The organism is Shewanella sp. SG41-3, assembly GCF_014164545.1.
In the GTDB taxonomy this organism is placed as follows: domain Bacteria; phylum Pseudomonadota; class Gammaproteobacteria; order Enterobacterales; family Shewanellaceae; genus Shewanella; species Shewanella vesiculosa.
Genome location: NZ_JACJFJ010000002.1, coordinates 489830 through 507766, shown reverse-complemented (window position 1 = coordinate 507766; position 17937 = coordinate 489830). Strand labels below are relative to the sequence as shown.

The window sequence follows — 17937 nt, the reverse complement described above, 5'->3', positions numbered from 1 at the left end:
CAGCAACATTTTCCTTTATGATTTAAATAACAGCGGCGAAAAGGTCGCCATGGGGATTGATCCAGCTTTTAATTTCGCTTGTAGTCTGCTTCGGCCTTCTTCGAAAATGCTAACGCTTCCGTGTACCGCGAAAGCTAGCCTGACGTCCTGTCAGGCTCACGCTATTTTCATTAACGATCTCAAGACAATAGTTGATTGGATATTACTAAGCGGTCCTCATGTCTATTTAAATTTCACTTGCCAAAAGATAAAATGTTCATTAATTTATAAGAAATCATTTTTATCACAGGCAGTAAAGCCTGTTAATAGATTAATGCTTAGTAAACTCGTAAGGGTGAAAAGCAGGGCTGGCAGCCTTTCTATTTGATACAAACCATGCGGTTGTATTGTGATATTCAATTGGGGCTTTCTTCTTAAGGAGTAGCCGGTTCGCATACAGAAGGCCATTATCTGGCATGCGGCATCAATTAAATATTGGATACCGCTATGCCTGTCAAAAATATTCAAAGAACCGCACCCGCAAATAAATACTATAGAAATACCTCTTTCGAAACCTTAGCTGTTAGTTGGTTTACCTATGATGGTTGGGAAGTTTTTACTCCCGTTATTGACCATGATATGAAGACCGATTTACTTATAAGTGATGGATTTAATTATTACCGCATTCAAATCAAGACGGTTGAAACAAACGATGAGGATTTTCAAGTAGAGAATAAATGGGGCAATGCTGGAATTGATTTCGTAATCTACTTTTCTAAGAGTGCCGATTGGGGGTATATCATGAAACCCTTTAGGCAGAAAAAAATGGCGTTAAGTGCGGAAGGTCATATTAGATTTCACCAGCATGCTAAGCCTTTTATTAGGGCATTTAATGAGATTTAAATAGCATTGATGTCACTTTTTACTGTTAATCAAATGATTGTATCATTTGGTTAACAGTATCAGTTTTTTGAGGAGTAAAAAGCAAATCAACATGATTTGTCATAAATACCCACGCGTGGATCTCGACATGAAATTTACGTGAATATTCTTTTAGCCAACCATCATAGGCTTTGAAATCTTGTTCAGCCGTGACGTTGGCTTGGTAAAATTATTATCTCGCTGAATAATATGTTGTGAAATTCCGATAGGGCTAACTCTTGGTTTGCTTTGCATGGGCAAGTTTCATGTGCAAAGAGACTTAATTAAAAGAGTGTAGCTAACCATGTTAAGTTTACTCTGTCCCCATTTATTCCAACTTATTTTAGCGTTGGTTGCGATAGCAGGCTGGGGTGATGCCGAAGACTTGTTTGAATTGGCTTGTCATATGGCTCTGGTGACTGAAACCAGTCTGAAGACTGATGTCGGCGAGGCTATCTTTGCCATTGAACAGCATTTTAGCTTGTTGCAAGCGACTTAGGGTGATGTACTGCGCTGGAGTGATGCCGAAGCTGATTTTAAACATACGTGCGAAATGAAAGGGGCTGAGATTGATGCGCTGGGCCAGTTCATCTAGGGTTAGTTTTCCGCTGAGACGGCAGTGGATCATTTCGTTGATAATTCGCATATGAGTCACAGATAGACCGCCACTGATCTGCTGTTTTTTAAGATGAAAAACATTGTGTTGTAACAAGAGTCGATTGAAAATTTCGTTACCGCATTGCTCCTGTGCCAGCAAGGAATAGGCACTCCTGTCGCGGCTTAGGTGCAGAAAACTTTTCATTAATAGCTGCAGCTGCGGCTCGTCGGCGTACAGTAAATCCCGCAGTTCGACGCAACGGACATCCACATTGAGCGTGCTGGCGGCAAACTGTTTCAACTCAGTATCGCTGATATAACAATGGATGAACTCGGTTGGTTGCTCAATATGCCATTGGCTATTGTGTGCTTGGGGCATGATAGAAACACAACCAGGCCCTCCCTTATGCAGTCGGCTATCCAGCCGATAACTGCCTTCGCCTCCCGCTAGGTAGAGGCTAAGGGTGTGCCCGCTACTGCGTTCATAGTTAACAGCTTGTTTATTGACTCGCCACTGTCCAGCAGTAATCCCTGTTCGGGCAATATCGTCAACCTGTAGCACAGGCGTGACAGCTTGATGGAAGGCGCTGCTATGACAGTCGTCTGGAATCTGCTTACTCTTCATCACTTATCTGCTGCTCCAGAGCTGCTAAGGTTTGTGCACATATTTTTCACCAATTGATTAGCGCTTCTAGCATCTACGTTTGAGGCTGCTTATCGAAGCTTAGAAATGAATATAGCATTATAACCGCAAGATCTTGATATCGACTTTGTAACCGCTGATGAACAATGCTCCTAACGCAAATGTTACTAATACAAACCCGAAAATACCTTTTGGGCCTATGGTCAATTTATCCGTAAGGAAGTCAAATTATGCAGCAAGTATTAAGCGGACCCTGTTTATCAGCCCCTCTGTTTGAGCCATATCCACAGAAACACAGGGTCACCTGGCCCTTGGCGTTGCCATTGGTGGTGTTTGCCTGTTTCATCCTAGGGCAAATGATCGCGGTTGTGCCAGTGGTGGAGCTTGGGTTAATTGACCGCGATGCCTTCGAAGCCTACCCCAATATCCTTTATACCCTAGCGGCTTCTTTTACCGCCGTCCTCTGCTTAGTCATACTGTGGGTTAAATTTTTCGAGCGGCGTTCATTGGCGAGTATCGGCTTAAGCTGCAGTAAAAATACGCCTAAAAACCTGCTGCTTGGCTACCTGACGGGGATAGGCATGGCAACGCTTATTGTGGGTTGTATTTATCTTGCAGGTGGTTATCAGCTGGAAGACCAGGCGCTGACCCGGGCCATGAGTCTGCTGCCTATTTTGCTGCTGTTGTTGACGTTCAGCGTGCAATCTTTCGCAGAGGAAATTATCTTCAGAGGCTATTTGTTCAGCCGTTTTACAGAGCGTTATGGCCTGTGGACTGGCGTTGCCGTTAACGCCATCCTCTTTACCTTGATACATTTACCTGGGTTTGATTTTGACAGCCGCAGCCTGCTCACCTTAATACTCTTTGCCTTTATGACACTGGTCTTTTCAGTGTATTTAAGCCTGAAAGTTATCGAGACTGGTAGCATCTGGTTTTCATGCGCCTGGCATGCTGGCTGGAACTGGCTATTCATCTGTGGCTTTGGTTTACCCACCACGGGCATAGCCTTAGATATCCGCCCACTGCTTGTGGATTTTGGGCTAGATACTCAGGCCAGTGACTGGCTGACCGGTGGCATAGGTGGGCCCGAAGACAGTATTGTTACCTCGATACTGTTAACTATAGTGTGCCTAGTGGGGATTTATCGCTGCCTTAAGCCGACCAGCCGGGCCGTATAATTGGGTTTATAAGTGGGTCCAGATTCTGACCCCACTTATTATTAACCTATCTCATTATTTTTATTCATTCTTTCGTGGGGATTCGTCAGACACTGACCCTATTCATTCCACTTTTTTGCATTTAAATATATAGTGTTATGCCACCTAATGCTAGTTTCAGAAATGTCATGCAACAATGTCATTTTATGACCTTCATTTCCGCTAACTTGTCCGTCGGCAGCGAACGTAATAGAAAATTTATCTAATAGAACGTGATGATTTGGGCATAAGCACAAGACATTCGATTCCTTGTCAGGCCCGTGATGTGGAGCACCCAATGGAATGATGTGAGCCCCTTCAGAATAACCCCCGCCTGGGGTGACTAGCTTAACCCCACATATTTGACATGAATTTCGGTATAACTTTTTTATTTTTTTTGAAATCTTGGTGTCACGTATAATCCTATCTATTGTCTGATTTTTGCGTTGGGCGCGAGTGTTATTGCTAGGCTCTGATTCTTCTTCATAATCTAAAGGAACAGCTCTAAATGTTTTACCATCGACATCTATTAGCTTCCTTTTCTCGATAACACTGTCAAATGCAATAGTTCTCGTCTCACCTTTGCTATTCTTCTTAGTCCATACCCTAAAAACTAAAAGCTCATACCCTTCATCAGATATTTTTTTTATATGTTTAATTGCTCGAGCATAACTATTAGCTGACCAGTTAGGGCTTAGAATAATGTCACCATTCTGGGCACCTAAACTAAATAGAACTTGCATCTTTGCGTCACTACAATATGAGTACCCTCCTTGAGTTGACCCTAAAGACAGTCCTAAGGTTCTATTGATGAAGCTCGTTTTTGTTTCTTTATTCAATTTTAATTCCTCACTGAATATTCCATTCTCAAATTGGCATTTTGTCTGTTAAAAATTAATGTAAACTGTATTATTTTTTTAAATCTAGCGTCCGAAATATAACGTTTTTTAGTAAATCAGCTCAATTATTTGTAGTCTTTGCCGTGCTTGATAGCACTAGTTCAAACAATGTTAGCTAGTACAGACGTAGGTAAGCCAAAAGATCATTGTGTTGTTTATTTATTGTGGGTGGCCATTTATTTCACTCATTTATTTTATTTTTGATAATTTTTAAATTTTCAAATATTTCATGTTTATATGATTCTATTTCTGAAAGTATATTTTGAATAACTTTTCCTTTAGGTAAGCATTTCTGTCCATTTGGGGCGAGATCATTTAATTTTAAATTATTAACACTTAATACTAGTTCTGCATTAGAATCTTCTTTTGATATAAACCCATTAAAGTCATATGTAATATTACATATACCTTTGTATTCCTGATTATCTAAATGGTAAAATCCTACTATTTTATATAATTGAATGTGTTCGTGAAATTTTTTATTTTTAAAAAATAATGTTGAGTGTAATTTTTTACCTTGTAGTGACATGTTTGAAACATTATCTTGCATCCAAGATATGTCACTTGGTAATGTAGAATTTTGTTCTGGTTTGAAGCCAATGTCTTTTGTATCTTTAAAATATAATGTTTCAGTGCCATTTGGTCTTTGACTTAGTTGTTTTAAAAACTCTATTCTGTTCCTATTTGTGAAAGAATTAAATCTTATCTTTATTAATTTTTCTCTTTCATTTACAATGCCTGATTTTTTTAGCTCGGATAGAAAATAAGATACAACTTTATTAGCAATTATTTTTGTTTCAAGTGATGAGTGTGAAGTGGTTGTTTTTATATCAATACCATTATTTTCTTTTTTTATTATAACTTTACCATTTAACTCTGTAATATTTTTATAACTGCTATTGGTCATTTGAAATCGTTCGATGCTGAAGTGTAACTCTATATGATCTTTACCGTTATCGATCGCTTTAAACGTCGGGATTCCAATTATTTTATAATTAGAAAAATCTTCTTGTGCGATACTATTTAGATCAAATGTTGTTGGTAATATATTAATCAGGTTACAATTTTTTGTTTGGCATCGTATAATTTGAGATTGATACTTAGGGTTTTCTTCCTTTGTTATTATGCTATCTATAATCTCACTTAATTCAGAAGGAGATATTCCAGTACTTACTAAAGATTGTACGTATTCTGGCTTGTCATTGTTACATGTGAAAATTCCTCTCTTACGAGAGATCTTCCTTAAAGTTGATGTCGTAACATTGCTATCATTTAGAAGATCTCTTAAGGAGTTACCAAAAAGAAGCTTTTCTTTTAGTTTTATTTTATTCATCGCCTAAACTCCAAAACTCATTTTGGAATGAGTGAATTTTTACAATAGTTCTATTTTGCTTTTTATTAAAACGTCCGGCTACTTTTTCGTAAATATTTTTATGTTCAAGGTTATCATAATCTGGAAATAATATAATTAGTTCATTAGTGAAGTCTTGGGAAATGTCACTAGCATAGGCGAGTATGCTATTTAAGTTTTCCTCAGAGAAATTATCATTTATAGATATTCCAAATATGGTTTCTTGATCATTTATCAATCTAAATGGAATGATGTCAGCAGTTAAATATTCTACCGGCATTATTGTGCCATACTTTATTATGTCAGGATCTGAAAAATTAGCATCACTCTGATTATAATGGAAGTTTACCTCATGATTTTCATATTTGTTTTTTAGATAGGTGATGGTTTTGTGAATAAATGAAACTCTGGAGTTGTCTACCAAATATATTTTTGAGAACTTAAGTTCCTTTGGTATTTCGATGTTGGCAACTTCTTTAACAATGTTCTGTTGAGATTTTTTACAGTTATTTATCCAAAACAGTACTCCTAAGTCATCAGCTTTTTTGATGCTTCTTTGATCATTGAACTCTGCAATAGAGTCTGTTCTCAAATTAGAACGAATAAAGCACTCTAGAGTTTGTGATAAATCTGTAATATGTTCTTTAAATTTAGTTGAAGGATATTTTGGGTATTCTGAGGCTGAGTATTTAACAGATATAACAATGTTGTCTAAAGTGTTTATTTTTAAATTTGATTTGTTTGCATAGAAATAGTCAATTCCATGGGTCTTACGTTCTTTTTTGGCTGTTGTTGATTTATGTTCTATTGAGTGCATACAGTTTATAGGAATATTTGACTGATACGCCACCCAGCCAATCAGCTCTAAGAACCTCCGAACTATAAGTTCACCTTGTTCACCAATGCTTTTTGAATCTTCACCCATATATACACCTTCAAATTAGTATTAAATGATTCGAATTTATCTCTATTTCCCCACACAATCAATCTCTTACCTTCTAGGTGGGGATTTATCAATATTTTTATAATGATACTTAAAATATTTCATCGCCAAAATGAACTCGAATTAAGAATTTAATTCCCATCATTTCCCCGTTTCGCTTTTACTCATACACCGCTGCGCAACTTGATACACAATCGCGTCTACTTGTTGTTGGCTGATTGTTTGAGTCCTAATCGAGGGCAAGGTTTTGACCAGCTGTTTGTGATTTAAAATGGGAAATGGTGGCCGTGTTTGGCTGCTGACGTACCAGCCGGGGAAGACCAGTACTGGGCTGGCGAACACTGGTTGGCCAGTGGCTCTGGTGAGCCATTGGCTGACCCACTTTGCTTGGCGTTCGGCTTGTTCGATTGGTTTGGTTTCCGTCCAAGAAGGGAAGCATAAGCGGCCGTCTTTATAAAATAGTTGGTAGTCTTTACCTTGGGTCGCGCTAGTCGTTTTACTGTCGCGTTTGCGCTTGTGGCGGCCTTTGGTTTCGATGGCGAATACGCCATTTTTACCTATGGCTAAGTGATCGATGTTAAAGCCGTCGGCTTGGATGTCGTGAAACACTTGATAGCCCAAAGCTTGCAAGCCGATGAGCTCATTGGCTGTGGCGATTTCTGCGGTGTGGCCTAAACGTAATTTGGTGAGTTTGGAAAAGTTTTTCCGCGTTTTGTGGCCGCAATATCCTAGGCCAAGGATGACAATCGGTGCGAAAGCGATTGGGAATGAGCTGTCGCTAATATGCTTGACGATACTTTCGTAGGCAAACGGAAACGTTACAACAATAACCGCCATCGTTAGGCCGGCGACGAGATCAAACTGTAAGTCTTGAATTTGTTGCTGTAAGCCATATGCAGGGATTCGCTGAAGTTGTTCGCGATCGACAGGCAGTTTTACCGTGTGGTCACGGTATTTAAGCATTAGGTGCATAATCAACACCATCAAAAACATACCCGAAAGCAAGATGATGGTGGCGAGTACATTAGTGAACAGGTTTGCCATTGTCATCCTTGAAATTTAGTGTGGTTATACAATCGGTTGCTAATATAAATCCATTATATGGCTTGATTAATATACTCCAGTTTTACAAAAATGTAATAAAAAGTAGCCCAAATGTGATTTTTTGTGCTTTAGCTCTAATTGTCACTGGAGATGACGCGTTTGCACGAGTTGATGCTAGCTAACATATGCGGGTATTTTGTGGTTATGGCAGCGATTAAGTGCTGCCACTGTTTGCTTTATTTTATGATTCGAAAGCATCAATAATTTATCGTCACGCTATGGTGCTTACTGCTGAAATATCAAAAAATGCTGTGTAATCAGTGCTGATACGGTAGACTTTGCCTTAACTTTTAGATAACAAATGGATTTATATTTAGATGCACGGTAAAAGCTTAGTTATTTTAACTCTACTCATCAGCGTGTTTAGTTCTGCGGTTTATGCTCAAGCAGAACCCATTAAACCTGTGTTGGCTGAAGCCAATCCATGGGCTCAGATTGCTCAAACGGACTTAACCTATATCTACCAAACGGTTAAGGCTAATCATCCCGGTGCCATAGATGATCAAAATTTATATTTTTCACAGTGGTTAGAACAAGGTTATCGTGAGGGGTTGGCGCGGGCAAAAAAAGCGACATCGTTACAGGATGTAACCAATAGTTTGAGCTATTTTGTGGCTGGTTTTGCTGATGGTCATTTTGGCATTGCGTTTAATCAACACCCTGATATGCAGTCTTGGGCTGGCATCGGTATTGAAAAACAATTTCAGGATTATAAAGTCTATTACACTGCCGAAAATTGGGGCGGGCGGCTTCCTGCGGTTGGTGCCAAGCTTATTTCTTGTGACAATATTGCGGTCGATACCATGATGAATGAGCATATTCTTAAATATCGATTCAACAACAATCAATTGAATGCGCGCAAAGTGTCTTATGCTAAAAAGTTACTTATCGATGATAAAATTGGTGAATTTACTAGACCAAATAGTTGTGTGTTTGAGTCAAAGGGTGAGCAAACTGCCTTTTCATTGCATTGGCAAAAAATTGATCGCAATGATTTATACCAAAGGCTTACTCCTGTGGCGTTACCCAAAGAATTTAGTATTGATGAATTTACACCTAAGCATTATTGGCTCCGGTTGCCCAGTTTTTATCCATCGGGTGCTGATGAAACCAAATTGCAAGCCATGATAATGGCGCTTGCTGGTTTGCGTGATGCAGAACTCGTGGTGTTTGATGTGCGTGGCAATGGTGGTGGCAGCTCGCAGTGGGGCCAAGATTTAATGAGTAGCCTTTATGGTAAAGCTTATATCGCGCAAGTAATGCAAAATAACCCAGATAATAGTTACGCTATGTGGCGTGCAAGTGAAGATAATCATGCTTACCTTGTCAGCTTGAAACCTATGTTAATTCGTCAGTTTGGCGCTGACAGTGATATCACTACTTCGTTTTTACAAACCACTTTAGATATGCGGCAAGCGATAGATAATCAACAATCACTGGTGAAAGAAGCGTTACCTAAAAATAGCCAAGCCTTGCAGGCTACTGCTGTTAATCGCCATCTGACTGAGAAAAGCCTATATCAAGGTCGTACGATTTTACTTACCGATAAATCTTGCGGCAGTGCGTGTTTAGATTTCGCCGATTTGAGTTTATCAATACCGCAGCTTATTCATGCTGGCCAAGAAACCTCTGCCGATACTGTGTATATGGATGTTCGCGGGATTAATTTACCTAGCAAACTTGGCGCTTTTTCACTGGCGCAAAAAGTATATCGAGATCGAAAAAGAGGCCATAACCAAAGTTTTGTTCCACAGTATCAGTTTAATGGTTCAATGACGGATACACAGGGATTACAACACTGGGTTTTAAGCTTGATCGCTCAGGAATAGTGGCTTAGATTTGCTGTGAGTGGGGGAGAACATTTCCCCCTCACTTAAAGTCATTACACTAGCAATAGCTTTAAATCCGCTTACAGTCTTTATCAATCACTTTTTAATGTTTTTGAGATGTTTAGATTGAACAAGTCATTACACAATAATGACTTGTGCGAAACGGTATTTATGTTGATCAGTTAATTCCCTACAAGGGTTATTGAATCGCAGCGACAACGCAATTGCGTCCTGCGGCTTTGGCTTGATATAGGGCGGTATCGGCGGCTATCAGCAAGCCTTGGGCGGTGTCTTCATTATGATGTAATATTGCATAACCTATGCTGATGGTGACGCTAAGTAATTGGCCCTTATCTTCAACTCTTAACTCACTGACTTTCTGGCGTAACTTTTCAGCTATCAGCATGCCGCCTTCTGCCTCAGTGTGGGGCAACACCACCACAAACTCTTCGCCACCATAACGGGCGACAAAATCTGCGGGTCGATTTAAGCTTAGTTGCAATTGTTTGGCGACGGCCACTAAGCAGCGATCGCCGCTCAAATGACCGTGCTTATCGTTAAACGCTTTAAAGTGATCAACATCGACAACCAATAAACACAGTGGCTCTTGGTATCTTTTGGCGTGGTCTATGTCTATTGCCAGTTGTGTTTCTAGATAACGGCGATTAAATAAGCCTGTTAACGTATCTTTGACACTTTGCTGATATAAGGATTCATTGGCCCTGTGGGCTGCGACATACAGACGGTTGACCTCCCATAACAAGGCGAACAGTAACGCCATAGAAGAAACCGAGCTGCTCACTCTTGCAGCATACCAACCTAAACTGAAGCGGGCGCCAGCCAATAGGGTTAACGTGACATCAATCAGGCTGGCCAGCAACGCCACACTCAGCCATGTGTAAAGCACATTGTTACTGCGTGCCCGTCTTACCATAAAGAATAATGCCAGCACATTTAATCCCCACACCATTAAGGCATAAGGGCTATTTAATAGCTGCTTATAGCTGTCTTTATCAATTAAGACGGGTAATAAATGGCTACCCCATGTGGCGAATAAGGCCAAACCTAAACTAACCAGTAGGGAAATAAATACAAAGGCAATCAGCCAATATTTGATATTGAGATCAGCAGGGTTTTGGTTAATGATTTTTTTCGGAGCAATTAATGCTAGCAAGAGCAAGATCGGAAACGATGCATGCCAAAATACCCAAATCCATACCGCACTTTGCTCCCCTGCATGCAGTAAACCACTAGGTGAAAAAACACCCGGAAACACTAAAAGTTGCACCGTCACTAAAGGGATAAGGAATAAATAAGCACAAGCAACAAACCCTGAGAAAACCTGCCGGTTACTGGCAAACTGCGACAGCAGTAAATAGGCCGTAATACTTTCAAGCAATACCACTGAAGTGCTGTATGCCGGAAAAAAAGGGGCAATATCGACCAAAGGTATTGAAATAAAAGGGCTAATTATCAGCGCTGAGATCAGTAATAATGAGGCGACAAAAAAAGCCGCCCGTTTATGTGGTTGTTTGGATACAAAAGGATAAATGCCCGGCACTACAGCTCGCTAATCGAATGTGTTTATGTGGCCACTATAGGAAAATATCCATGTATTTACCAGCATTTGCATCCAAAGACCCGTCAGCAAAGTGATCATCTGTGGCTCAGTGCTATTTGGGTTTTAGGTGTTTTATCCCCTCGTTGATGCTAGTTAGGTGCTCGGTTTATCAGTGTCATTATGCAAAGCCACTATGGCTGAATTAAAACACGTTTACGGCCTGACTATTTGTCTAGAATACGTGGTCAGAGTAAACTTTTAGCATTAACTCAAGTCTCCAGGTTTTATGTAAAATGCCTCAATAAACATCAAAACGGGTAGGGCGTTAAGCGAAGTATTGGCTTTGTATTAACGATAGCGCTGCGTTATGGTTTCTTACCTGACTGTTGTTCGTTCACGACTAGCCTGCTTAATGATTAGGAACCCATGAATAAAGAATACCAAGTACGGATCGATCGGGTGCTTCAATATATTGAGGCTAATCTGACTAACCAGATTTCACTAACAGAAGTGGCAAACGTCAGCTATTTTTCGCCTTATCATTTTCATCGTATTTTCTCTGCCATTATGGGGGAGACAGTTAATGATTACATTGTGCGCCGCAGGCTTGAGAAGGCGGTCAACATACTGATTTTTAAAACTCAACTGCCTATCACCCAGGTGGCATTAGACTGTGGTTTTTCATCCAGTGCTAACTTTTCTAAAGCGGTAAAACTCTATTTTGGCTTTAGCCCGACTGAAATAAGAAACCCAGATAAAATAAAAGATAGCAAGATTGGAAAAATATACAGCAAGTATGGAAAAGTGTTTTGCCCTGCTGATTTGTATCCTAGTCGTATCACCAATGAGGTGACGAAGAGCCCTAATTTAGAGGATACCAATATGAAAGTGGAAGTGAGAGATTTTGATAGCCGACGTGTATGTATTTTGGCTTCAAAACGCGGTTATGAACCTGAGTCGATATATACCGCATGGGACAAACTGATTGATTGGGCTTCAAGCAATGGCATAACGCAAGATGCGCAACAACGCTTTGCATTTGCTTATGATAATCCAACGATAACACCAGTGGATAAATGCCGTTATGATGCTGCGATAGTCATTGGGAGCAATATAGAGGTTAATCCTCCGTTTACCACATCTGAAATCCCCAAAGGTAAGTATGCGGTACTTTATTTTAAGGGCACCCCTGAAGACACGATCAAGGCTCAACTGGGTCTGTACTCTGATTGGTTGCCAAATAGCGGATTTGAACCTGATAATTTTCCGATGTTAGAACATTATTTGAATGACGCCAGAGTTGACGGTTATGTTGAGATGGAAATTCATGTCAAAGTTAAGACCATTTAATTGTGGTTACAAAAGTGGGGTGGGCAGAACCTGCCTCACTTTTTGTCGTTTAGGTTTTACCAGTGATTGTATTCATGTATAGGTGAAATATAGCTCTATGGCTAGCCGGAATAAAATGGTGAAAAAACCAATAATAAATGATAAAAATACTAAAAAAAATATAGGGGAATAAGCTAAAACGCCTTCATTTGCTCGAAGTGTTGCAATATGTATGATTCCGTAAAATATTACGGAATAGCCTATAAAATGGAGTACATAATAATCTATCGTAAATAAGATTAATACACAGTAGATAGCTACAATTCCCGGAATAAAAAAAGAGCATAGCCCTAGTACCAAATCATTAAGACTAGCAAACCAATTCCGTATTGAATGGCTTTTATATCTTTCGACTTCAAGCTGAATCTGTTCATCTAACGTAATGCTTTTTAGTTCCATTTCTTGACTTCTTTTGGTCAGGATTTTTCCTGATCGTTTGCTATCAAGCCAAATATTAAAGCCAAAAAGAAAAAGACAGGCAGCCATAAATATTAATGAATAATATCCATATTCAGCTTTAAAGTAATCACTGTATTTCACAGAAGTCCTTCTTATATAAATAATAAAAATTAGAGTGTAATGGATTATTTTTTTTGTTATTTGATAGCTTTTTATGAATATTTTAACTTAATTTTATAGCAGACTTATTAAGCATTCCTAGCATATTTCTGCTCCTTGCAAATAAGGATAATGATTATAATCCCCGTATTTAATAAGTAAACCATTTGTGATTAAAGAAGAAATAATGGATTTAAAACTCCTTTATTTATATACCCTTAATGATGTTTTTTGCTTTTAAATAGTTAATTTTGGATTGTTATTCATGTCAAGGGGTTACTGAAGTTAGGTAGTGGTTTCTCAGAATTTTACTCCCAACTGACGGCCTAGCAAATTTAAATCACTGTAAAACAAAAAAGCGACCGAATGGTCGCTTTTTTTTAGCTGAGAGATAATTGAGTAAAGCTAAACCCCAGTTTCGGTATTTGCTAGTTATTACAGGTTAGCTCAGTGCTTCGCCTGCTAATCGATTAACAACTTGAATCGTTTTTTTAAACACCCAACTAATAAACTCATAGCTTAGAGTTTCTACTTTACGGGTAGCATGACCTGCAAAAACTAACATGTGAGCTAATAGACCATTTAATTGTCCAGTAAACGTTGCATTATGCAAAGTGACATCAGATAGTACCATGGCGATTTGGTCATAAAAGTTTAAACCATTGGCGATACCGCTTTGTAAGCGTGAAGCAATGCCATGACCTAGTTGGCGTAATAGCGTTAATAGTGCTTCGCTTAAACGGTTCATCCAAAATAAATCGCGACTGACTTGATGGCTTAAACGAACATCTAACGTCACTCTTTTATGGCTATTAAAGCTCATTTTTCGTTGATATGAATTCCAGTCGTTGCTTTTCATATCTTGCATATAATACTTCACTCTATGCTTTATTGGATTTATAAAACCAGAGTTATCAACACGATATTCATAACCATTATATGGCGCATGAACGAAGGGCCAAACTGGAACCATAGGGACAGGATCGCAACCCTTGGTACAACGAAATATATTTTCCTGCCCCAGAGAATTTGTGTGCTTAAGCGCAAAATCGGCAAAGCCAACTTTAGGCGCACCAATACTATATAGTTTAACATTAAGAATTTTTTGCTTTGCCCAGTCGGCAATCAATGCCGCTATAGCTCCGCCTAAACTGTGACCAACACAATGAAGTGTTGCATTTGCTGGAAGCATGTTTATATATGGCAATAGCTCTTTTTTCATTGACTCAAAAACGGAATTAAAACCTGCATGTACTAAAGCACCACGTTCAGTAGAACTTGTGGAAGCGCGAGCATCGGTTGATAAATCATTTAAACTGGCAAAATTAGTCCCGCGAACCGCGATGACAATATCATCCTTGTATTGTTCGCTTTTCCCTTGTCCTATCAGGGCGAACCCAGTTTGTTGATTTTTTGCTTTGGCTACAAAGCCACCAGAGGTGCCCATGACAGGCTTTGAAAACGAATTAAAATTGAAGTGATTTGCTAAATTTTTACTTACATCGAAATCGAATCTCTTTGTTTTTTGTGTTTTTTGCACTGCATATGCGACAGTAGAAAGTTCTACTACCATATTCGGTGATAAGGTTCCCATAATTTCATCCTTAAAATTTAAAGTGAACAAATAGATCTAACAATTAGGGGGTATTCAGGTGCCTCCACATTGACTAATTCAAACACCTCTTCGTCATTGCATATATCTGGATTTAGATTACTTAAGTGTGACTTGCAAACATCAGGACAGGTAATGTTATGTTGATTTGTGGCCCAGATATAAGTTTCGCTATCATTGCCATCCAACGTAAACTCTAAAACTTGCCTAACAACAGGTTCATGTAAAATATTACCAGGTAAGCGTGATTTGATAGCTTTTGCTGTAAAACTAAATTCACCTTCAGCGTTAGTCATACAGTTATCTGAATATTCTTCATCTGCATAGGTTAGGCTACGTTCTATGAGTAGCTCTTTAATAGGGATGCCATTGTTTGTTATTTTTCCTGAAACTTCTGGGCATAATTCAACAGTATGTTTCTTAAGCATTCCTAGCATATCTCTGCTCCTTGCAAATAAAGATAATGATTATAATCCCCGTATTTAAGAAGTAAACTATTTGCGGGTAAAGAATAAACAATAGATTTAAAACTCCTTTATTTATATACCCTTAATGATGTTTTTTGGCTTCTGAATAGTTAGTTTTGGCGTATTTAACATGTCAGGTGATTGCTGAAGTTAGGTAGTGGTTTCTCAGAAGTTTACTCCCAACTGACGGCCTAGCAAATTTAAATCACTGTAAAACAAAAGCGACCGAATGGTCGCTTTTTTGTTGGTTGAAAAATGCAGCTTTAGCCTTAACCACTTAAATGAACCGTGGGTAAGTCAGTGACCATGTTTATTGCAATGACGCTACAATTTCACGGAAAAACGCGATGGTTTCTTGTTTTGAATTCAACTCATCAAGAAAGCCCAAATCGGCGCTATTTTTAACGATTACTACATTGTGTTTTTGGTTTACATAAATATATTGCCCGTATACGCCGACACAGAAAAATTCACCTTGTTCGGCTTCTGGCGGTAGCCAAATTTGATAGCCATAACCTAATTTGCCGACTTGAGGTTGTAGGTAATCAGCTTGTGGTGTGGTGGCGGCTTTAATCCAGGCTGCTGACACGATTTGCTTACCATTAAATGCGCCATTGTTCAGTAATAAGCGGCCAAAGCGGGCGTAGTCGCGGGTGGTAACATTTAAGCCGCCTAAGGCAAAGGCAGTGCCCTGGGAGTCGGTAAGCCAATAGGCATCGCTTTCCATGCCAATGGTGTTCCAAATATTTTGCTGTAAAAGCTCGACTAATGATTTACCGCTCACTCGCCTGAGTATCATGCCAATAACGTGGGTGTCCATGCTGACATAATGAAATGCTTTGCCTGGAGCGGACTCATTAACCAGTTCGCTGGTCATTTGATCTAACGAGCCGCCAATCGCCAGTACCCGGCCCATTTTATTAATGTCAGAGTAGAAGTCTAGGTAGTCTTCGTTCCACTTAACTCCAGATGACATTTGCAGTACGTGTTTCACTTTGACATTACCATAACCAGATGTGGCAAGCTCGGGCAGATAAAAGTCGACGGTTTTTTCGATATCAATCTTGCCAGCATCAACCTGCATACCGAACAATATCGACACAAATGATTTGGCCATTGACCACGAGATGCGTTTGTCATCACTTTTCGTGCCGAGAAAATATTGCTCAAAGGTTATTTTGTCGTCTTTAAGTACCAGTAATGCTGTTGTTGCCCTACGAGTGAGAAAATCATCAGTATTAGTCACGTGACCTCTATAACGAAATGATTCAGGTAAGGCGGCTAAGTCGACGTCGAACACATAGGGATCGCCTTGTGTGACGATTTTTTTGTTAAAAAAGACATTCTTCATATTGGAAAAATTATCTACCACGAGTGCCTCATCAAATAAGCTGACTACGCTGTATAAGCGAGTAACGCTTTGCCAATTAAACGCGACAAGGATGATGACAATAATAAAAATGCTTAATAAGACAGCTTTGATGAACTTAAACACAGTCGACATTGACGTTTCCAGATAGATAAAATTGATGTAATGACAATAACCTATAGCGATCATCGACATAAATCAAATGCTTAACAAGCAGGCCGTTGTCGCCCTTGAACGTGATGTGAACCATGCAATAGATCGTAATGTTAATCCCCAGAATCTGAAGCAATAATATCCTCACCGTGGTGTAGCAATGTAAGTTGCAGCTGTCTATTTCTATTTAGACACAGCGGTTCAATTTGCTCCGTAATTACAGCGCTTGGTTGCAGAACTAAAACCGCTGTTATGTCCAAGTTTTGTTTGATTATCCTCGTGGTTATTGAAGATATTATTTACTGTGTGTTTTAAATTAACGTTCAGTTGACGATTTTGTTACGTTTTTCTCTATTGCTAAAGTAGGTGTTGGCAGCGTTTAATACATTATGTGTGATGTATTTTGTTGAAAAATATCAATAACTTCATTTTGTTTGTTTATTTTAGCCCTTCATTACTTTAGAGTATGCGCCGCTAGGAAAGCAGGTTAGCCCGACGGTAAGGTTAGGCTACATTTGAGTTAATGGATAACCCCCACTTTTGATGATTTATCCATGCTTTATATCTGCTTGAACCTCCTAGCGTAAAATAATCAAATAAAGGAATGATTGATGAAAAACGTTACTGCATTAGCACTAGTATTAGGTTTTGTGGCTTTACCAGCTATGGCTGCACAAGATGCACCATTTCACCACGAAGCGGGTTTAGGATATTCTGCTAATACTGAAGAATTCGGTGATGGTCTATGGGACCTTAACTACCGTTTCTATCTTGACTCTGTATCACAAGAAAAAGGTCCATATGCATTAAATGGCTTTTTAGCACAATCTACCAATGTTGGTGCTAGCTATAAAATGCAAGATGATATCGACCTTGATATTTTCTCTGTTGATGGCACTTATGTTTTCGATTCAAAGTGGTTTGTTGGCGCTAAAATCGAACGTTATGATGTTGGTAGTTTTGATACTGACACTTATCAACTTGATCTTGGTTACTACTTCAACGACAGCTCAAAAGTTGCTGCATTCTATGTTGATGGTAGTGATATTGATTCAATCTACGGTCTTGAAGTTCGCAGCTTTATCGATCTAAAAAACACTACTGGTGTTGATTTAGGTGCTAAGTGGACTCATACCGATGCTGACGATATTTTCAATGTTAATGCTGATTGGTATGTAACTAAATCATGGTCTGTTGGTTTAGGTTATGACGATAACGGTTCAGACGATAACTTTACTGCCAAAACAGCTTATTGGTTACGTATGTCAGATGCTTTTTCAGCTACATTTGAGCTAGGAAAAGTACTTGATTCTGACGTAGACGGTTTGTTTGTTGGTGTGGGTGTTGTTGGTCGTTTCTAAGCGCT

15 protein-coding genes and 1 pseudogene are annotated in these 17937 nt (G+C 39.2%); 5 read left to right on the top strand and 11 right to left on the bottom strand.

The window, feature by feature from the left end; all coding sequences use genetic code 11:
- Positions 1-486 precede the first annotated feature (486 nt).
- Entirely contained in the window at positions 487-882 is a 396-nt protein-coding gene (locus H5164_RS05465; protein ID WP_182755150.1) for a hypothetical protein, read from the top strand.
- A gap of 25 nt (positions 883-907) precedes the next feature.
- Here H5164_RS05465 and H5164_RS20015 read toward each other — a convergent pair.
- Positions 908-1024: pseudogene (locus H5164_RS20015) on the bottom strand (transposase); the annotation flags it as partial.
- 219 nt (positions 1025-1243) lie between these two features.
- Positions 1244-2122, bottom strand: a complete 879-nt coding sequence (locus H5164_RS05455) for an AraC family transcriptional regulator (RefSeq protein WP_182755148.1) — start codon at positions 2120-2122, stop codon at positions 1244-1246.
- A gap of 248 nt (positions 2123-2370) precedes the next feature.
- Between H5164_RS05455 and H5164_RS05450 the strand changes: the two genes are divergently transcribed.
- Positions 2371-3318: a CPBP family intramembrane glutamic endopeptidase gene (locus tag H5164_RS05450; protein WP_182755146.1), complete on the top strand. Its 948-nt coding sequence runs from the start codon at positions 2371-2373 to the stop codon at positions 3316-3318.
- Between the two features lie 98 nt (positions 3319-3416).
- Here H5164_RS05450 and H5164_RS05445 read toward each other — a convergent pair whose 3' ends face one another.
- From H5164_RS05445 to H5164_RS05430, 4 genes are all read right to left on the bottom strand, one after another.
- Positions 3417-4175 carry an HNH endonuclease gene (locus H5164_RS05445; protein WP_182755144.1) on the bottom strand — a complete coding sequence of 253 codons (759 nt, stop codon included), beginning with the start codon at positions 4173-4175 and terminating at the stop codon, positions 3417-3419.
- 241 nt (positions 4176-4416) lie between these two features.
- A complete protein-coding gene (locus H5164_RS05440) occupies positions 4417-5568 on the bottom strand; it encodes a hypothetical protein (protein WP_182755142.1) in 1152 nt (383 codons plus the stop codon).
- Entirely contained in the window at positions 5561-6511 is a 951-nt protein-coding gene (locus H5164_RS05435) for a hypothetical protein (RefSeq protein ID WP_182755140.1), read from the bottom strand. Before H5164_RS05435 ends, H5164_RS05440 begins: the two co-directional genes overlap by 8 nt.
- 159 nt (positions 6512-6670) lie before the next feature.
- On the bottom strand, positions 6671-7573 hold the full coding sequence (locus H5164_RS05430; protein ID WP_182755138.1) for a nuclease-related domain-containing protein: 903 nt from the start codon (positions 7571-7573) through the stop codon (positions 6671-6673).
- Between the two features lie 377 nt (positions 7574-7950).
- Here H5164_RS05430 and H5164_RS05425 point away from each other — a divergent pair, with 377 nt between their 5' ends.
- A complete protein-coding gene (locus H5164_RS05425) occupies positions 7951-9462 on the top strand; it encodes a S41 family peptidase (RefSeq protein ID WP_182755136.1) in 1512 nt (503 codons plus the stop codon).
- Positions 9463-9661: 199 nt separating this feature from the next.
- On the opposite strand, the gene H5164_RS05420 is transcribed toward H5164_RS05425, so the two are convergent.
- Complete coding sequence (locus H5164_RS05420; protein WP_182755134.1) at positions 9662-11023, bottom strand: sensor domain-containing diguanylate cyclase; 1362 nt, start codon at positions 11021-11023, stop codon at positions 9662-9664.
- Positions 11024-11449: 426 nt separating this feature from the next.
- On the opposite strand from H5164_RS05420, the gene H5164_RS05415 reads away from it, so the two are divergent.
- A complete protein-coding gene (locus tag H5164_RS05415; RefSeq protein ID WP_182755132.1) occupies positions 11450-12373 on the top strand; it encodes a GyrI-like domain-containing protein in 924 nt (307 codons plus the stop codon).
- 72 nt (positions 12374-12445) lie between these two features.
- On the opposite strand, the gene H5164_RS05410 is transcribed toward H5164_RS05415, so the two are convergent.
- From H5164_RS05410 to H5164_RS05395, 4 genes are all read right to left on the bottom strand, one after another.
- Positions 12446-12952 (bottom strand): hypothetical protein, encoded by a 507-nt coding sequence (locus H5164_RS05410; protein WP_182755130.1) that lies wholly within the window; start codon positions 12950-12952, stop codon positions 12446-12448.
- A 460-nt stretch (positions 12953-13412) separates the two neighbouring features.
- Positions 13413-14564: a lipase family protein gene (locus tag H5164_RS05405; protein ID WP_182755128.1), complete on the bottom strand. Its 1152-nt coding sequence runs from the start codon at positions 14562-14564 to the stop codon at positions 13413-13415.
- Positions 14565-14581: 17 nt separating this feature from the next.
- Entirely contained in the window at positions 14582-15019 is a 438-nt protein-coding gene (locus tag H5164_RS05400; protein ID WP_182755126.1) for a DUF6795 domain-containing protein, read from the bottom strand.
- A gap of 340 nt (positions 15020-15359) precedes the next feature.
- Positions 15360-16553 (bottom strand): serine hydrolase, encoded by a 1194-nt coding sequence (locus tag H5164_RS05395; RefSeq protein WP_259396741.1) that lies wholly within the window; start codon positions 16551-16553, stop codon positions 15360-15362.
- 629 nt (positions 16554-17182) lie between these two features.
- Here H5164_RS05395 and H5164_RS05390 point away from each other — a divergent pair.
- The gene (locus tag H5164_RS05390) at positions 17183-17932 is read left to right on the top strand and encodes a putative porin (RefSeq protein ID WP_182697555.1); all 750 of its coding nucleotides are present in this window, start codon (positions 17183-17185) and stop codon (positions 17930-17932) included.
- Positions 17933-17937 lie beyond the last annotated feature (5 nt).